General features: G+C 60.1%; 15 protein-coding genes. 8 read left to right on the plus strand and 7 right to left on the minus strand.

Going from position 1 to position 16,123, the window contains the following annotated elements:
* Positions 1–119: 119 nt before the first annotated feature.
* Positions 120–1,157, minus strand: a complete 1,038-nt coding sequence (gene mreB, locus ACYZUC_RS15960; protein ID WP_002555108.1) for a rod shape-determining protein MreB — start codon at positions 1,155–1,157, stop codon at positions 120–122.
* Positions 1,158–1,371: 214 nt separating this feature from the next.
* Between mreB and gatC the strand changes: the two genes are divergently transcribed.
* From gatC to ACYZUC_RS15990, 6 genes are all read left to right on the plus strand, one after another.
* Complete coding sequence (gatC, locus tag ACYZUC_RS15965) at positions 1,372–1,659, plus strand: Asp-tRNA(Asn)/Glu-tRNA(Gln) amidotransferase subunit GatC (RefSeq protein WP_008026876.1); 288 nt, start codon at positions 1,372–1,374, stop codon at positions 1,657–1,659.
* A gap of 16 nt (positions 1,660–1,675) precedes the next feature.
* Positions 1,676–3,127: an Asp-tRNA(Asn)/Glu-tRNA(Gln) amidotransferase subunit GatA gene (gatA, locus tag ACYZUC_RS15970; RefSeq protein WP_008026874.1), complete on the plus strand. Its 1,452-nt coding sequence runs from the start codon at positions 1,676–1,678 to the stop codon at positions 3,125–3,127.
* 10 nt (positions 3,128–3,137) lie between these two features.
* Entirely contained in the window at positions 3,138–4,583 is a 1,446-nt protein-coding gene (gene gatB / locus ACYZUC_RS15975) for an Asp-tRNA(Asn)/Glu-tRNA(Gln) amidotransferase subunit GatB (RefSeq protein ID WP_008026871.1), read from the plus strand.
* A 149-nt stretch (positions 4,584–4,732) separates the two neighbouring features.
* On the plus strand, positions 4,733–5,104 hold the full coding sequence (locus ACYZUC_RS15980; RefSeq protein ID WP_461989228.1) for a septal ring lytic transglycosylase RlpA family protein: 372 nt from the start codon (positions 4,733–4,735) through the stop codon (positions 5,102–5,104).
* A gap of 50 nt (positions 5,105–5,154) precedes the next feature.
* On the plus strand, positions 5,155–6,216 hold the full coding sequence (locus tag ACYZUC_RS15985) for a calcium/sodium antiporter (RefSeq protein WP_461989230.1): 1,062 nt from the start codon (positions 5,155–5,157) through the stop codon (positions 6,214–6,216).
* Positions 6,213–6,593: a carboxymuconolactone decarboxylase family protein gene (locus tag ACYZUC_RS15990; RefSeq protein WP_259155308.1), complete on the plus strand. Its 381-nt coding sequence runs from the start codon at positions 6,213–6,215 to the stop codon at positions 6,591–6,593. The genes ACYZUC_RS15985 and ACYZUC_RS15990 overlap by 4 nt, the downstream gene beginning before the upstream one ends.
* A 110-nt stretch (positions 6,594–6,703) precedes the next feature.
* On the opposite strand, the gene ACYZUC_RS15995 is transcribed toward ACYZUC_RS15990, so the two are convergent.
* The 5 genes from ACYZUC_RS15995 to kdgD all read right to left on the minus strand — a co-directional run bounded on the left by ACYZUC_RS15995 (position 6,704) and on the right by kdgD (position 13,329).
* Positions 6,704–7,645: an AEC family transporter gene (locus tag ACYZUC_RS15995; protein ID WP_461989232.1), complete on the minus strand. Its 942-nt coding sequence runs from the start codon at positions 7,643–7,645 to the stop codon at positions 6,704–6,706.
* A gap of 182 nt (positions 7,646–7,827) precedes the next feature.
* A complete protein-coding gene (garD, locus tag ACYZUC_RS16000) occupies positions 7,828–9,381 on the minus strand; it encodes a galactarate dehydratase (RefSeq protein WP_461989234.1) in 1,554 nt (517 codons plus the stop codon).
* Between the two features lie 11 nt (positions 9,382–9,392).
* Positions 9,393–10,763, minus strand: a complete 1,371-nt coding sequence (locus ACYZUC_RS16005; RefSeq protein ID WP_461989236.1) for an MFS transporter — start codon at positions 10,761–10,763, stop codon at positions 9,393–9,395.
* Positions 10,764–10,911: 148 nt separating this feature from the next.
* Positions 10,912–12,357, minus strand: coding sequence for an aldehyde dehydrogenase family protein (locus ACYZUC_RS16010; protein ID WP_461989238.1), 1,446 nt, complete (start codon positions 12,355–12,357; stop codon positions 10,912–10,914).
* A 60-nt stretch (positions 12,358–12,417) separates the two neighbouring features.
* Positions 12,418–13,329 carry a 5-dehydro-4-deoxyglucarate dehydratase gene (kdgD, locus tag ACYZUC_RS16015; protein ID WP_008026855.1) on the minus strand — a complete coding sequence of 304 codons (912 nt, stop codon included), beginning with the start codon at positions 13,327–13,329 and terminating at the stop codon, positions 12,418–12,420.
* A gap of 245 nt (positions 13,330–13,574) precedes the next feature.
* On the opposite strand from kdgD, the gene ACYZUC_RS16020 reads away from it, so the two are divergent.
* Both ACYZUC_RS16020 and ACYZUC_RS16025 read left to right on the plus strand, forming a co-directional pair.
* Complete coding sequence (locus ACYZUC_RS16020) at positions 13,575–14,879, plus strand: phospholipase (protein WP_461989240.1); 1,305 nt, start codon at positions 13,575–13,577, stop codon at positions 14,877–14,879.
* A gap of 14 nt (positions 14,880–14,893) precedes the next feature.
* Positions 14,894–15,085, plus strand: a complete 192-nt coding sequence (locus ACYZUC_RS16025; protein WP_008037435.1) for a hypothetical protein — start codon at positions 14,894–14,896, stop codon at positions 15,083–15,085.
* A 157-nt stretch (positions 15,086–15,242) separates the two neighbouring features.
* Here ACYZUC_RS16025 and ACYZUC_RS16030 read toward each other — a convergent pair whose 3' ends face one another.
* On the minus strand, positions 15,243–15,992 hold the full coding sequence (locus ACYZUC_RS16030) for a FadR/GntR family transcriptional regulator (RefSeq protein ID WP_031318393.1): 750 nt from the start codon (positions 15,990–15,992) through the stop codon (positions 15,243–15,245).
* Between the last annotated feature and the right edge of the window lie 131 nt (positions 15,993–16,123).

Below are 16,123 nucleotides of genomic sequence, written 5' to 3' on the forward strand. Positions count from 1 at the left end.
TGTTTTCTTTATTCATACGGCAGACCGGCCTGGATACAGACTGACAGAAGGTAAACGCAAACAGGCAGCACTGCAAAGTGCCGCCTGCGCGCTCAACAGCATAGAAGCGATCCGGCGACTTACTCGCTGGAAAGCAGGTCCATGGTGTGTTTATCCATCATTTCCAATGCACGGCCACCGCCGCGAGCAACGCAGGTCAGCGGGTCTTCGGCAACGATCACCGGCAGACCTGTTTCCTGGGCCAGCAACTTGTCGAGGTCACGCAACAAGGCGCCACCACCGGTCAGTACCAGGCCACGCTCGGCGATATCAGAAGCCAGCTCCGGCGGCGATTGCTCCAGCGCACTTTTCACGGCCTGAACGATAGTGGCCAGGGACTCTTGCAGAGCTTCCAGCACTTCATTGGAGTTCAGGGTGAATGCGCGTGGAACGCCTTCAGCCAGGTTACGGCCACGAACGTCGACTTCGCGAACTTCGCCGCCCGGGTAGGCGGTACCGATTTCCTGTTTGATGCGCTCGGCGGTGGATTCGCCGATCAGGCTGCCATAGTTGCGACGCACGTAGGTGATGATCGCTTCGTCGAAGCGGTCGCCGCCAACCCGTACGGATTCGGCGTAAACCACACCGTTCAGGGAGATCAGTGCGATTTCAGTGGTACCACCACCGATATCGACCACCATCGAACCGCGTGCTTCTTCAACCGGCAGGCCGGCACCGATCGCAGCCGCCATCGGCTCTTCGATCAGGAACACTTCACGTGCGCCGGCACCAAGGGCCGATTCACGGATGGCACGACGCTCAACCTGAGTGGATTTGCACGGAACGCAGATCAGCACACGAGGGCTAGGCTGCAGGAAGCTGTTTTCGTGAACCTTGTTGATAAAGTATTGCAGCATCTTTTCGCAGACGCTGAAGTCGGCAATGACGCCATCCTTCATCGGACGAATGGCAGCGATGTTGCCCGGCGTACGGCCGAGCATGCGCTTGGCCTCGGTGCCGACAGCAACGACACTTTTCTGGTTACCGTGTGTCCGAATAGCCACAACCGATGGCTCATTCAGGACGATTCCGCGCTCGCGCACGTAAATAAGGGTGTTGGCAGTGCCCAGGTCAATGGAAAGATCGCTGGAAAACATGCCACGCAGTTTCTTGAACATGGGAAAGGGACCCTAGGCAACGCGTGGGTAAAAAAGTGCGGCAAACTCTAACAACGACAGGGATTTTGGGCAAGGCGCCAATATGTTAAATTGGCCGCTTTTCTGTGCACCAACCCCCACAATCGCGGCCTTATGACCGTAGAAATGCGGTAGTGTTCCGACAATCTAACACACGGATAGCATCCGTTCTGTTTTCCTTCCACTGGAGAATCCCATGACGCTTGAACGCTCCGACGTGGAAAAAATCGCTCATCTGGCCTGTTTGGGCCTCAATGATGCCGATCTTCCACACATCACTTCGGCCCTGAACAGCATTCTGGGACTGGTCGACGAAATGCAGGCGGTCAATACCGACGGTATCGAGCCGCTCGCCCACCCACTGGAAGCCAGCCAGCGCCTGCGTGCAGACGTCGTGACCGAGACCAATCATCGCGAGGCCTATCAGTCCATCGCACCAGCGGTCGAAAACGGCCTGTACCTGGTTCCGAAAGTCATCGACTAAAGGGAAAGAGCCTGCAATGCATCAATTGACTCTGGCCGAGATCGCCCGCGGACTCGCCGATAAAAAGTTTTCTTCCGAAGAGCTGACCAAAGTCCTGCTGGCGCGCATCGCCCAGCTCGATCCACAGCTCAACAGCTTCATCAGCCTCACCGAAGACCTGGCGCTCCAGCAGGCGAAAGCCGCTGACGCACGCCGCGCCAATGGTGAGAGCGGCGCCCTGCTCGGCGCGCCGATCGCCCATAAAGACCTGTTCTGCACCCAGGGCGTGCGCACCAGCTGCGGCTCGAAGATGCTCGACAACTTCAAGGCACCGTACGACGCCACCGTCGTCGCCAAACTGGCAGCCGCCGGTGCAGTGACCCTGGGCAAGACCAACATGGACGAATTCGCCATGGGTTCGGCCAACGAGTCGAGCTACTACGGCGCGGTGAAAAACCCGTGGAACCTGGAACACGTGCCGGGCGGTTCGTCCGGTGGTTCGGCGGCGGCCGTTGCCGCTCGTCTGTTGCCAGCCGCGACCGCCACCGACACCGGCGGCTCGATCCGCCAGCCGGCCGCGTTCACCAACCTCACCGGCCTGAAACCGACGTATGGTCGTGTTTCGCGCTGGGGCATGATCGCTTACGCGTCCAGCCTCGATCAGGGCGGCCCGTTGGCGCGCACTGCCGAAGACTGCGCAATTTTGCTGCAAGGCATGGCCGGTTTCGACAGCAATGACTCCACCAGCATCGACGAGCCCGTGCCGGATTACAGCGCCAGCCTCAACGATTCGTTGAAAGGCTTGCGTATCGGTGTGCCGAAGGAATACTTCAGCGCCGGTCTCGACCCGCGTATCGCCGAACTGATCCAGAACAGCATCAAGGAGCTGGAAAAGCTCGGTGCCGTGATCAAGGAAATCAGCCTGCCGAACATGCAGCACGCGATTCCTGCGTACTACGTGATCGCCCCGGCAGAAGCGTCTTCCAACCTGTCGCGTTTCGACGGCGTGCGTTTCGGCTATCGCTGCGAAGACCCGAAAAACCTGGAAGACCTCTACAAGCGTTCCCGTGGCGAAGGTTTCGGTGCAGAAGTGCAGCGCCGGATCATGGTCGGCGCCTACGCGCTGTCGGCCGGTTACTACGACGCCTACTACCTGAAGGCGCAGAAGATTCGTCGCCTGGTGAAGAACGACTTCATGGCGGCTTTCAATGAAGTCGACATCATCCTCGGCCCAACCACGCCGAACCCGGCCTGGAAGCTTGGCGCCAAGAGCAGCGATCCGGTCGCTGCCTATCTGGAAGACGTCTACACCATCACCGCCAACCTCGCCGGCCTGCCGGGCTTGTCCATGCCCGCCGGTTTCGTCGATGGTCTGCCGGTCGGCGTGCAACTGCTCGCCCCGTATTTCCAGGAAGGTCGCCTGTTGAACGTTGCCCATCAGTATCAGTTGAACACTGACTGGCACACCCGCACCCCAACCGGCTTCTGAGGAGAAACACATGCAATGGGAAGTCGTGATCGGGCTGGAGATTCATACCCAGCTCACCACCCGGTCGAAAATCTTTTCCGGTAGTTCCACCACTTTCGGTTCCGAGCCGAACACCCAGGCCAGCCTGGTTGACCTCGGCATGCCTGGCGTCTTGCCAGTGCTGAACCAGGAAGCGGTGCGCATGGCCGTGATGTTCGGCCTCGCTATCGATGCCGAGATCGGCCAGCACAACGTGTTCGCCCGCAAAAACTATTTTTACCCGGACCTGCCCAAGGGCTACCAGATCAGCCAGATGGAATTGCCGATTGTCGGCAAGGGCCACCTGGACATCGCCCTCGAAGACGGTACGGTTAAACGCGTTGGCATCACCCGCGCGCACCTGGAAGAAGACGCCGGTAAAAGCCTGCACGAAGAGTTCAACGGTGCCACCGGCATCGACCTGAACCGCGCCGGCACGCCGCTGCTGGAAATCGTTTCCGAGCCGGACATGCGCAGCGCCAAGGAAGCCGTGGCTTACGTCAAGGCTGTCCACGCGCTGGTGCGCTACCTGGGCATCTGCGACGGCAACATGGCCGAAGGTTCGCTGCGTTGCGACTGCAACGTGTCGATCCGTCCGAAAGGCCAGGCTGAGTTCGGCACGCGCTGCGAGATCAAGAACGTCAACTCGTTCCGCTTCATCGAGAAGGCGATCAACACCGAAGTGCAGCGTCAGATCGAACTGATCGAAGACGGCGGCAAGGTGATCCAGCAGACCCGCCTGTACGACCCGAACAAGGACGAAACCCGTCCGATGCGCAGCAAAGAGGAAGCCAACGACTACCGTTACTTCCCCGATCCGGACCTGCTGCCGGTGGTTATCGAGAACTCGTTCCTCGACGACGTGCGCGCCACCCTGCCGGAATTGCCACCGCAGAAACGCGAGCGTTTCCAGGAGCAGTTCGGTCTGTCGGTCTACGACGCCAGCGTCCTGGCCACCAGCCGCGAGCAAGCCGATTACTTCGAGAAAGTCGCGAGCATTGGCGGCGACGCCAAACTGGCGGCCAACTGGGTCATGGTTGAACTGGGCAGCCTGTTGAACAAACAAGGCCTGGACATCGATCAGTCGCCGGTTTCGGCGGAGCAACTGGGCGGCATGCTGCTGCGCATCAAGGACAACACCATCTCCGGCAAGATCGCCAAAGTGGTGTTTGAAGCGATGGCCAATGGCGAAGGCAGCGCAGACGAGATCATCGACAAGCGCGGCTTGAAGCAAGTGACCGATACCGGCGCGATCTCGGCGGTGCTGGACGAAATGCTCGCGGCCAACGCCGAGCAGGTCGAACAATACCGCGCGGCAGACGAAGCCAAACGCGGCAAGATGTTCGGCTTCTTCGTCGGCCAGGCCATGAAAGCCTCCAAAGGCAAGGCCAACCCGCAACAGGTCAACGAACTGCTGAAAAGCAAGCTCGAAGGTTGATGAGCATGGAGCCAGTATTCAAGCCTGGCTCTACCCCCTGTGGGAGCGGGCTTGCTCGCGAAAGCGGTGTGACATTCAGCATTTATGCTGGATGTGATGGCCCCTTCGCGAGCAAGCCCGCTCCCACATTTGTTTTTGGGAAACCGTTTATGAAACGTCTACTGGGGGCCTGCGCCCTGTTGTCTTTACTGGCCGGTTGCGCCAGCACCGATGTCGTCGATCCTCACGGTTACGACCAGACAGGCGTGGCGTCCTACTACGGCGCCAAACACCAGGGCAAACGCACCGCTAGCGGTGAACGTTTCGACAAAAATTCCCTGACCGCCGCCCACCGCCAACTACCCTTTGGTACGCGGGTGAAGGTCACCAATCTGAACAACGACAAATCCTGCGTGGTCCGCATCAATGATCGCGGGCCGCACACTCGCGGGCGCCTGATCGACTTGTCTCATGAAGCCGCCGAGCAACTGGGCATGCTCAAAAGCGGCACCGCACGGGTTCGCGTGCAAGCCCTCGACTGACTCACGGAGCCCCGACCATTTTCGGACTTGCCGACTTACCCCTGCTCAGCGTGATTGAACTGCTCAGCGGCCTGGTTCTACTAATCGCCGGTGCCGAACTGATGGTGCGCGCCGCCGTGCGCCTGGCCGCGCGGCTGCACGTTCGACCGTTGATCATCGGCCTGACCATCGTCGCCCTCGGCAGCAGCGCACCGCAGATGGCCGTCAGCCTGCAAGCCACGCTGGCGCAGAACGCCGACATCGCCGTCGGCAGCGTGATCGGCAGCAGCATCTTCAACATCCTCGTCACCCTTGGGCTCTCGGCGCTGATCATCCCGCTGCGGGTCTCGCGGCAACTGGTGCGCCTGGATATTCCACTGATGATCGGCGCCAGCCTGCTGGTGTTCGTTCTGGCATGGAATGAAGAACTGACCCGGGCCGACGGCGTCCTGCTATTGGCGGCGCTGGTGCTGTATCTGGGCCTGTTGCTGCGCCAGTCGCGGCATTCGGCGCGCCCGCAAACGAGCCCGCATGAAGGCCCTGAAGTTCCGTGGTTCAGCAGCCTGCTGATGATCGTCGCCGGCCTGGCAATGCTGATCTACGCCGGGCATTTACTGCTGGGCGCCGCGGTGTCGGTCGCCACGGATCTGGGGCTGTCGGAACGGATCATCGGCCTGACCATCGTCGCTGTCAGCACCTCCCTGCCGGAACTGGCGACCTCGTTGATCGCGGCATTGCGTGGTCAACGCGACATCGCCGTAGGCAACGTGATCGGCAGCAACCTGTTCAACCTGTTGGGCGTGCTGGGCGTTACCGCACTGATCGCGCCGTCGCCGCTGTCGGTCTCGCCCAATGCGCTGGATTTCGACTTGCCGGTGATGCTCGGTGTCGCGGCGCTGTGCCTGCCGGTGTTCTATTCCGGCTACCGGGTGACCCGCGCCGAAGGTCTGCTGTTTTTGGGTTTGTACCTGGCTTACGGTCTGCACGTGGTGTCGTTCACCACCGGCATGCCGCTGGCCGGCAAGCTTGAACACCTGATGCTGTTTTTCGTCCTGCCGGCGCTATTGGCGTTTTTGCTGTTCACGTCGCTGCGCGCCTGGCGTCGCCAACACCACAAGAAGGAATTGCCATGACCGACAACAAAAAACCCGGCGTTGAAGTCCGCCGCCAAGTGATGGGTGACGCTTTCGTCGATCGCGCATTGGGCAATGCCACCGAGTTCACCCAGCCGTTGCAGGATTTCGTCAATGAACACGCCTGGGGCAGTGTGTGGAATCGCGAAGGGTTGCCGCTGAAAACCCGCAGCCTGATCACCCTCGCCGCGCTGACTGCGTTGAAGTGCCCGCAGGAATTGAAAGGCCACGTGCGCGGCGCGCTGAACAATGGCTGCACCGTGGAAGAGATTCGCGAGGCACTGCTGCATTGCGCGGTATATGCCGGTGTGCCGGCGGCGATCGATGCGTTTCGGGCGGCGCAGGAAGTGATCGATAGCTATCAGAAGCCTGAGTAAGCAGGTCTATCGCCTTCGCGGGCAAGCCTCGCTCCTACAGGGCATCCACCAACCTGTAGGAGCGAGGCTTGCCCGCGAAGAGGCCCTGAAGAACACTACAAATCCCGACGCTAGATCCACCCACCCCACTGCAACAAAAAGATCCCGATGTTGGTGGTCACCGCCGCCATCAGCGTGGTGATCACAATGATCGCCGCCGCCAGTTCATGATTGCCGTCGGCCTGACGCGCCATGACAAAACTGGCCGCCGCGGTCGGGCTGCCGAAGTACAGGAACAGAATCCCCAACTCCGCCCCGCGAAAGCCCCAGAGCCATGCGCCCAGCGTCGCCAGCACCGGCAGGCCGATCATCTTCACCAGGCTGGAGCTGAGTGCCATGTTGCCGCTTTTGCGCATCGCCGCCAGCGACAGCGTGCCGCCGATGCAGATCAACGCCAAGGGCAACGTGGTTTGCGCCAGGTACTGCCCGGACTTCTCCAGCCAGCCCGGCAAGGCAATATTGAAATACGCAAACGGCGCCGCCGCAAACACGCTGAGGATCAGCGGGTTGTTCATCACGCTTTTGCAGATACTCCACGGGTCGGACTTGATCACCGGGCTGTACACCGCCAGCACAATGGTCGACAGCGTGTTGTAAAACAGGATCACCAGTGCCGCGAGAATCGCGCCGAGGGAAATTCCGTAATCGCCGTACATGCTCGCGGCCAGCGCGAGGCCGATAACGCCGTTGTTGCCGCGAAACGCACCCTGGGTGTAAATCCCGCGGTCTTCACGCGGGCACTTCCAGATCGCCCAGCCCCAGGCGATGGCGAAGCTGACCAGCGTGGCAATCGAAAAATAGATCAGCAGCGACGGTTGCAACGCGGCGTGCAAGTCGGCATGCAGGATGCCCAGAAACAGCAACGCCGGCATGGTGACGTTGAACACCAGAGCCGACGCAGTGTGGATGAAATTGTCGTTGATCCAGTTGATGCGCTTGAGCAGCACACCCAGAAACAGCATGGCAAACACCGGCGCGGTGATGTTCAGGGTTTCGAGGAAGATAGCCAGCATGCCGGGGGTCACCTTGGGTGGGCGTCGTTAGGGGGCTAATGATAAGCCACCCAGGACGTTGGCGTCTGGTAGACCGCTATCGCCGGCAAGCCGGCTCCTACAGGAACTGTGTCGTACGCAAATTTTGTGTACGACGAAGATCCTGTAGGAGCTGGCTTGCCAGCGATGCAGACGACGCGGTCTTACGTGATCGGTGCCGGGTTGAACAGGGTAATGTCGTTATGCAGCTTATGCCGCTCCGACCACGTCTGTTTCTTGCCGCTGGCCACGTCCAGGTAGTAGTGAAACAACTCCCAGCCGAGATCTTCAATCGAGGCCCGTCCAGTCGCAATCCGTCCGGCATCGATGTCGATCAGGTCCGGCCAGCGCTGCGCCAGTTCGGTCCGGGTCGATACCTTCACCACCGGCGCCATCGCCAGGCCATACGGCGTGCCACGCCCGGTGGTGAACACGTGCAGGTTCATCCCGGCCGCCAGTTGCAACGTCCCGCAGACAAAGTCACTGGCCGGGGTCGCGCAGAAAATCAGGCCTTTGCGCTTGAAGCGCTCGCCAGGGCCCAGCACGCCGTTGATCGCGCTGCTGCCGGATTTGACGATCGACCCAAGGGATTTCTCGACAATGTTCGACAACCCGCCCTTCTTGTTGCCCGGCGTAGTGTTGGCGCTGCGATCCGCTTCGCCCTTGGCCAGGTAACGGTCGTACCAGTCCATTTCTCGCACCAGTTCCTGAGCGACTTCCTCGGTTTCGGCGCGGGACGTCAGCAGGTAAATCGCGTCGCGCACTTCGGTGACTTCGGAAAACATCACCGTCGCACCGGCGCGCAGCAACAGGTCAGAGGCGTAACCCAGCGCCGGGTTGGCGGTGATGCCGGAGAACGCATCACTGCCACCACACTGCATGCCGAGAATCAGCTCGGACGCCGGCACGGTTTCCCGACGACGTTGATCGAGCTTCTTCAAACGGGTCTCGGCCAGCGCCATGATCTGCTCGATCATCTCGGTGAAACCGTGACTCGAATCCTGCAAGCGATACAGCCACGGCTCGCTCAAATCCACCGAGCTGTCGTTGTCGTGCATCACCTGCCCGGCCTGCAATTTCTCGCAGCCCAGGCTGATCACCAGCGCTTCGCCACCCAGGTTCGGGTTGCGCGCCAGGTTACGCACGGTGCGGATCGGGATGTACGCATCCGTCGCGGTGATTGCCACGCCGCAGCCGTAGCTGTGGGTCAGCGCGACCACGTCATCGACATTCGGATACTTGGGCAGCAACTCGTCCTTGATGCGCTTGACCGCATGATCCAGAACGCCAGTGACGCACTGCACGGTGGTGGTGATCCCGAGAATGTTGCGCGTGCCGACGGTGCCGTCGGCATTGCGATAACCCTCGAACGTAAAGCCTTCCAGCGGGGCCTGCGCCGCCGGCACTTCGGTGGACAGCGGCAAGCTGTCCAGCGGTGGCGCGGTGGGCATGCGCAGTTGATCTTCCTTGACCCAACTGCCGCGCGGAATCGGCTGCAACGCGTAGCCAATGGTCTGGCCGTAACGAATCACCTGACCGCCCTCGGGAATGTCCTCGAGGGTGACCTTGTGGCTCTGCGGCACGAAGTCCACGGTGACCAGGCCATCGGGAAACTCGGTGCCCGCCGGCACGCCCTGATCGTTGACCACGATCACGACGTTGTCCCGCTCGTGCAGGCGGATGTAGCGCGGCGAGTCGGAATGTTCAATCAACTGCATGACGCCGCTCCTCAGGAATGCGCTTGTGACAATTTGTTGTTTGCTTCAGGACCGCTGACTGGCGGCTCTTTGAGCACCACACGCTTGATCGGGCCAACGATCACCAGGTAGCTGAACACTGCAACCAGTGCGTTGCAACCGACAAACACCAGCGCCCACTTGAACGAACCGGTGGAGCTGATGATGTAGCCGATGACAATCGGCGTGGTGATCGACGCAATGTTGCCGAAGGTGTTGAACAGGCCACCGCTGAGACCGGCGATCTGTTTCGGCGAGGTGTCGGACACCACGGCCCAACCCAGCGCACCTACGCCTTTGCCGAAGAAAGCCAAGGCCATGAAGCCCACGACCATCCATTCAACATCGACATAGTTGCAAGCCACGATGCTGCTGGAAACCAGCAAGCCCGCGATGATCGGCGCCTTGCGAGCGAAGGTCAGGGAATGGCCCTTGCGCAGCAGGTAGTCGGAAATCACCCCGCCGAGCACCCCACCGATGAAGCCGCAGATCGCCGGCAACGAAGCGATGAAACCAGCCTTGAGGATGGTCATGCCGCGTTCTTGCACCAGGTATACCGGGAACCAGGTCAGGAAGAAGTAAGTGATGCCGTTGATGCAGTATTGGCCCAGGTACACGCCGAGCATCATGCGGTTGGTCAGCAACTGGCGGATGTAGTCCCACTTCGGACCGTCGCCTTTTTTGCCTTTGCCTTTGTCCTGGTCCATATCGACCATGCCGCCGTTGTCAGCGATGTGCTTGAACTCGGCGTCGTTGATCATCGGGTGCTGGCGCGGGCTGTAGATCACCTTCAGCCAGATACCCGAGAAGATGATGCCGATCACGCCCATCACGACGAACACGTGCTGCCAGCCGAAGCTGTAGACGATCCAGCCCATCAGCGGCGCGAACAACACGGTGGCAAAGTATTGCGCCGAGTTGAAGATCGCCGAGGCGGTGCCGCGTTCCGCAGTCGGGAACCAGGCGGCCACGATGCGTGCGTTACCGGGGAAGGACGGCGCTTCGGCCAGGCCCACCAGGAAGCGCAGCATGAACAGCGCAACCACCGCCGTGGACATGCCGAACTCGCCGACATAGCCCTGGAGCACGGTGAACAACGACCAGGTGAAAATGCTCAGCGCATAGATTTTTTTCGAGCCGAAACGGTCCAGCAGCCAGCCACCGGGAATTTGCCCGGCCACGTAGGCCCAACCGAATGCGGAGAAGATGTAACCGAGGGTGACCGCGTCGATGCCGAGGTCTTTTTGCAGGCTGGAGCCGGCGATTGCGATGGTCGCCCGGTCGGCGTAGTTGATCGTGGTCACCAGAAAAAGCATGAGCAGGATCAAATAGCGGACGTGAGTCGGCTTCTGAGTCGATTGCATGTAGATGTACTCCCACTGATTATTTTTATGCGGGTAATAACGTTGTTCTGTAGGAGCCGACTTGCTGGCGATGCAGGCACCTCGGTGTGTCATTTACACCTAGGTGATGCGATCGCCAGCAAGCCGGCTCCTACAGGTATTGCGTGTATCAGGAGCCGATGTAGGAGGTTTTCACCACGGTGTAGAACTCTTGCGCGTAGCGACCTTGCTCACGTGATCCATAGGATGAACCTTTGCGCCCACCGAATGGAACGTGGTAATCCACGCCCGCCGTCGGCAGGTTGACCATCACCATCCCGGCCTGGGAGTGGCGTTTGAAGTGGTTGGCGTACTTCAGCGACGTGGTGGCGATGCCCGCCGACAGACCGAATTCGGTGTCGTTGGCCATGGCCAGTGCAGCGTCGTAATCCGCCACGCGAACGATGTTGGCCACCGGGCCAAAAATCTCTTCGCGGCTGATACGCATCGCGGCTTCGCTGTCGGCAAACAGCGTAGGCGCGAGGTAGTAGCCTTCGGTGTCGCAGGTCACCAGACCGCCGCCGCTGACCAGACGTGCACCTTCGGACTGGCCGATGTCGATGTACTTCATGTCCTGTTCAAGCTGAGCTTGCGAGACCACCGGACCGATGTCGGTGCCGGTTTTCAATGCGTGGCCAACCTTGATCGACTTCATGCGCTCGGCCATCGCTTCGACGAATTTGTCGTGGATGCCGGCAGTGACGATGAAGCGGCTGGAAGCGGTGCAACGCTGACCGGTGGAGTAGAACGCGCTCTGTACCGACAGTTCGACCGCTTGCTTGAGGTCGGCGTCGTCGAGAATGATCTGCGGGTTCTTGCCGCCCATTTCCAACTGAACCTTGGCCTGGCGCGACACGCAGCTGACGGCGATCTGACGACCGACACCGACGGAACCGGTGAAGCTGATGCCATCGACTTTCGGGCTCTGAACCATTGCATCGCCAACCACGCGACCGCTGCCCATCACCAGGTTGAACACGCCGGCCGGGAAGCCTGCGCGGGATATGATTTCAGCCAGCGCCCAGGCGCAACCCGGCACCAGATCCGCCGGTTTCAGCACGACGCAGTTGCCGTAGGCCAGGGCCGGGGCGATTTTCCACGCAGGGATGGCGATCGGGAAGTTCCACGGGGTGATCAGGCCAACCACGCCCAAGGCTTCGCGAGTGACTTCGACATTGACGCCCGGACGTACCGACGGCAAGTAGTCGCCGGACAGACGCAGGGTTTCACCGGCGAAGAACTTGAAGATGTTACCGGCGCGGGTCACTTCGCCGATGGCTTCAGGCAGGGTCTTGCCCTCTTCTCGAGCCAGCAAGGTGCCGAGCTCTTCGCGGCGAGCAAGGATTTCAGTACCGACTTTATCCAGCGAGTCGTGGCGGGCCTGAATGCCCGAGGTCGACCAGGACGGGAACGCAGCGCGAGCGGCGTCGATGGCGGCGTGGACCTGGGCCAGATCGGCCTTGGCGTATTCACCGATGGTGTCGGTCAGTTCGGACGGGTTGATGTTGGTGCAGTATTCACTGCCGGCAACCCATTCACCGTTGATGTAGTTATCAAAACGCTTTGCATCTGCCACAACAATTCTCCTCACGCAAAAGGCCGCTGATTGCTCAGCGGCCTTGTTTAATCGGGTGTGTTACTGCGCACCTTGCTTGTCGATCAGCGCGGCGAGCATTTCGTACTCTTCGCCGGTCAGATCGGTCAGCGGCGCACGCACAGGACCTGCGTCATAGCCGGCAATTTTTGCCCCGGCCTTGACGATGCTCACCGCATAACCGGATTTGCGGTTACGGATGTCCAGGTACGGCAGGAAGAAGTCGTCGATGATCTTGCCGACGGTGGCGTGATCTTCGCGAGCGATGGCGTGGTAGAAATCCATCGCGGTTTTCGGGATGAAGTTGAACACCGCCGAGGAGTAAACCGGTACGCCCAAGGCCTTGTAGGCAGCGGCGTAGACTTCGGCGGTCGGCAAACCACCCAGGTAGCTGAAGCGATCGCCGAGGCGACGACGGATCGACACCATCAACTCGATATCGCCCAGGCCATCCTTGTAGCCGATCAGGTTCGGGCAGCGCTCGGCCAGGCGTTCCAGCAACGGCGCGGTCAGGCGGCAGACGTTGCGGTTGTAAACCACCACGCCGATCTTCACCGATTTGCACACGGCTTCAACGTGGGCGGCAACGCCGTCCTGGCTGGCTTCGGTCAGGTAGTGCGGCAGCAACAACAGGCCTTTGGCGCCCAGACGCTCGGCTTCCTGTGCGTATTCGATGGCTTGACGGGTCGAACCGCCAACGCCGGCCAGAATCGGCACGCTGGTTTCGCAGGTGTCGACGGCGGTCTTGATGATTTCCGAATATTCGCTGGCCGCCAGGGAGAAGAACTCACCAGTGCCGCCTGCGGCGAACAGAGCCGAGGCGCCGTATGGGGCCAGCCATTCGAGACGCTTGATGTAGCCCGCGCGATTGAAGTCGCCCTGAGCATTGAAATCGGTAACCGGGAAAGACAGCAGACCGGAAGAGAGGATGGACTTCAGTTCTTGTGGATTCATTATTCGAACACCCTGGGTAGCAACGTTTGTTTGTGTGTGTGAGAAAACCGTTCAGCCTGCGCCGAAGTTGTAGGTCATCGTACAACTTAAAAAACAACCGTCAACTGCATTTCATCGCCGCACCCAAAATTTATGCGTCGGAAAAGTATTTTCTTGACGTAGGAAAGATCTCCTCTATGCTCGGAGTAACTGTATATGCATACAGTTATCTTGAAACATACCGACGACATATCAAGGAGATAGAAATGTCAGGTCTACACACAAAAACTCAGGAAAAACCAAAACAGGTCATTGCCGGCCTGGATGATCTATTCACCGAAAACGGCATCGCCATCAAGGGCGATGACCATCTGGTCCTGCGCCTCGACGAGCACCGAACCGACACCCATCAGCCGTCCGCCCCTGCATCCGGCAACGCCTTGAAAGGCAAGCCACAGCTGAGGTTCGAGGGTGGTGAACACACCGCCATCGGCGACAACACGCTGCTGCGTTTCGCCAAGGATGCACCGGCGATTACGGCCTCGCAGGTCGAGTTGCATTTGCCTAACGGCCTGGCTCTGACGTATGGGCAGGTTGTTGCACTGGGCGGTGATTTCTATGGAATCCCGGATAAACCGGTCAGCGAAGGCGCAACCGCTGCCGACCGGATCCAGCGCTTTAACGAGGCCTTCAATTCCCTTGCGGTGCTGCCGGCGTCAAATGCCGAAGCGAAGCTGATCCTCGGCGTCATGCAGAAGGAAATCGCCGCGGTTAAACAGGCGATAAAGGACGGCAAACAGCCCCACGAGGCGTATGACGCACTGGGTGATACGTTGTCGGAAGAGTGGAACAAAATCACCGGCGGCGGCAGTTTCGTCTCGGCCCTGTATCCATTGGGCCGCTACCTGAAACTGGCCGCCAACAACGCTGACCACTTCGCCGAGTGGGCACTGCTGGCCTACATCGCCGGGCATACGGCGGCATTGCAACAAGCGGTGGTCGCCCACAACAGTGGCAATGACGCGTCGCTGGAACTGGCTTACGCGATGAACGCTTTCGCCGATCACTACCTGACCGACCTGTTTTCCGCCGGTCACCTGCGGGTGCCGCGCAAACAGTTAGCAGCGGTGGTCACGCCGAGTGACCTGGGCTCGTTGATTACCCGCTTCATGCACGACGAAGACAGCAAGTTCGGCCTAAATGTGCGCAATGGCGACGGCGTTCAATGGCACGCTTATGGCGACAAGCGCTATTTCGATGCAATCGACAGCACCAATCGCGCCCAGGTCAATCAAGCGGTCCAGGTGTCGGCGGATGAAATTTTCGCGACGTACCTCAGCGGCATCGCCCCGTCGCCCGGCAGTTTCGCGGCATTGAAAAAACTGCCTGATCTGCAAGCGGTACTGAACCCGGCGGGCAATTTCTCGCCGCTGTTCAAGGTCGAGGGCAACAAGGTGTTGCGGCGCAAGGACGTCAATAACCTGAATGACACCGCCACCGTCGATGACTGGTGGGGCTGGAGCACTTACCTGCTGCTCAAGGACTACAACCCGACTGGCAACGTGGCCTGATAAGGAGATCGATGATGACTATCAAACTGAAACTGGAATTGGCTTCGGGCGATTCGCTGAAGGGTGCGCCGCTGGAATTGCTGGCTGATGGCAAGGCCATTGCGAAAGCGGTGGTGGGTAAGCATGGGGATGTGGTGTTCGATGCCAAGCCCGGTGCAGGTCGGTTGGCGGTGAGGGTGGATCGTTCGATTCTTCGTACTGGCTGACGCTGTGGTGTAACGGCGACTGACCCCATCGCTGGCAAGCCAGCTCCTACAGGGATTCGTGGTGAACACATTATCTGTGAACACCCGAGATCCACTGTAGGAGCTGGCTTGCCGGCGATGACGGTCTGTCAGGCGACGGATCAACCCAATTGGAACCCTACCCCCGCTGCGCCTCAGCCTCTTCATGCGCATGACGCAACCGCTCGCGGCTGTTCGTCAGATGCAAGCGCATCGCCGCCCGCGCCGCATCGGAATCCTGGCGTGCGATCGCATCGTAAATCTCTTCGTGCTCACGGCTCAGGCGACTCATGTAGTGCTGTTGGTCGTCATGGGCCAGGCGCGCAGAGTTCAGGCGCGTACGCGGAATGATGCTGGTGCCCAGGTGGGTCATGATGTCGGTGAAGTAGCGGTTGCCGGTCGACAGCGCGATTTGCAGGTGGAACTGGAAGTCAGAGGCCACGGCATCGCTGGCGTGGGCCGCGCTTTCGTTCAAGGCGTCCAGGGCGGCACGCATCAACGCCAACTGTTCAGGGCTGCGACGTTGCGCAGCAAGCCCCGCGGATTCCACTTCGAGGCTGATACGCAGCTCCAGAATCGCCAGCACATCACGCAGCGTCACCACCGTCGCCGGGTCGATACGGAAACCGCTCGGGCTCGGTGTATCGAGCACGAAGGTGCCGATGCCGTGGCGGGTTTCCACCTGCCCGGCCGCCTGCAAACGGGAAATCGCCTCGCGCACCACGGTGCGGCTGACGCCATGGGCATCCATGATCGCCGACTCGGTGGGCAATTTGTCGCCGCGCTTGAGGTGACCGTCGCGGATCTGCTCGGACAGCACCGTCACCAATTCCTGTGCGAGGCTGCGGCGCTTGCGAGGGAGGCGTGGTGCGTCGATCGGGTTTTCCATGGTGAACGTCTGTCTCGAAAAATTCGGCTGAAACCGCATCATAGCTCAACGCGGTTGTACGATCACCACCACCCCTGTAGGAGCGAGGCTTGCCCGCGAAGAACGATGACGCGGTCTTGATTACAAACCGC

The sequence above is a fragment of the Pseudomonas sp. GT1P32 genome (assembly GCF_054897805.1).

Excerpts from the sequence above, each read along its gene's own strand:
- ACYZUC_RS16005 (WP_461989236.1), bottom strand. The coding sequence starts at position 10,763 with ATGCAATCGACTCAGAAGCCGACTCACGTCCGCTATTTGATCCTGCTC.
- ACYZUC_RS15990 (WP_259155308.1), top strand. The coding sequence starts at position 6,213 with ATGACCGACAACAAAAAACCCGGCGTTGAAGTCCGCCGCCAAGTGATG.
- garD (WP_461989234.1), bottom strand. The coding sequence starts at position 9,381 with ATGCAGTTGATTGAACATTCCGACTCGCCGCGCTACATCCGCCTGCAC.
- ACYZUC_RS16030 (WP_031318393.1), bottom strand. The coding sequence starts at position 15,992 with ATGGAAAACCCGATCGACGCACCACGCCTCCCTCGCAAGCGCCGCAGC.
- kdgD (WP_008026855.1), bottom strand. The coding sequence starts at position 13,329 with ATGAATCCACAAGAACTGAAGTCCATCCTCTCTTCCGGTCTGCTGTCT.
- ACYZUC_RS15995 (WP_461989232.1), bottom strand. The coding sequence starts at position 7,645 with ATGCTGGCTATCTTCCTCGAAACCCTGAACATCACCGCGCCGGTGTTT.
- ACYZUC_RS15980 (WP_461989228.1), top strand. The coding sequence starts at position 4,733 with ATGAAACGTCTACTGGGGGCCTGCGCCCTGTTGTCTTTACTGGCCGGT.
- gatC (WP_008026876.1), top strand. The coding sequence starts at position 1,372 with ATGACGCTTGAACGCTCCGACGTGGAAAAAATCGCTCATCTGGCCTGT.
- ACYZUC_RS16025 (WP_008037435.1), top strand. The coding sequence starts at position 14,894 with ATGACTATCAAACTGAAACTGGAATTGGCTTCGGGCGATTCGCTGAAG.
- gatB (WP_008026871.1), top strand. The coding sequence starts at position 3,138 with ATGCAATGGGAAGTCGTGATCGGGCTGGAGATTCATACCCAGCTCACC.
- mreB (WP_002555108.1), bottom strand. The coding sequence starts at position 1,157 with ATGTTCAAGAAACTGCGTGGCATGTTTTCCAGCGATCTTTCCATTGAC.
- ACYZUC_RS16020 (WP_461989240.1), top strand. The coding sequence starts at position 13,575 with ATGTCAGGTCTACACACAAAAACTCAGGAAAAACCAAAACAGGTCATT.
- gatA (WP_008026874.1), top strand. The coding sequence starts at position 1,676 with ATGCATCAATTGACTCTGGCCGAGATCGCCCGCGGACTCGCCGATAAA.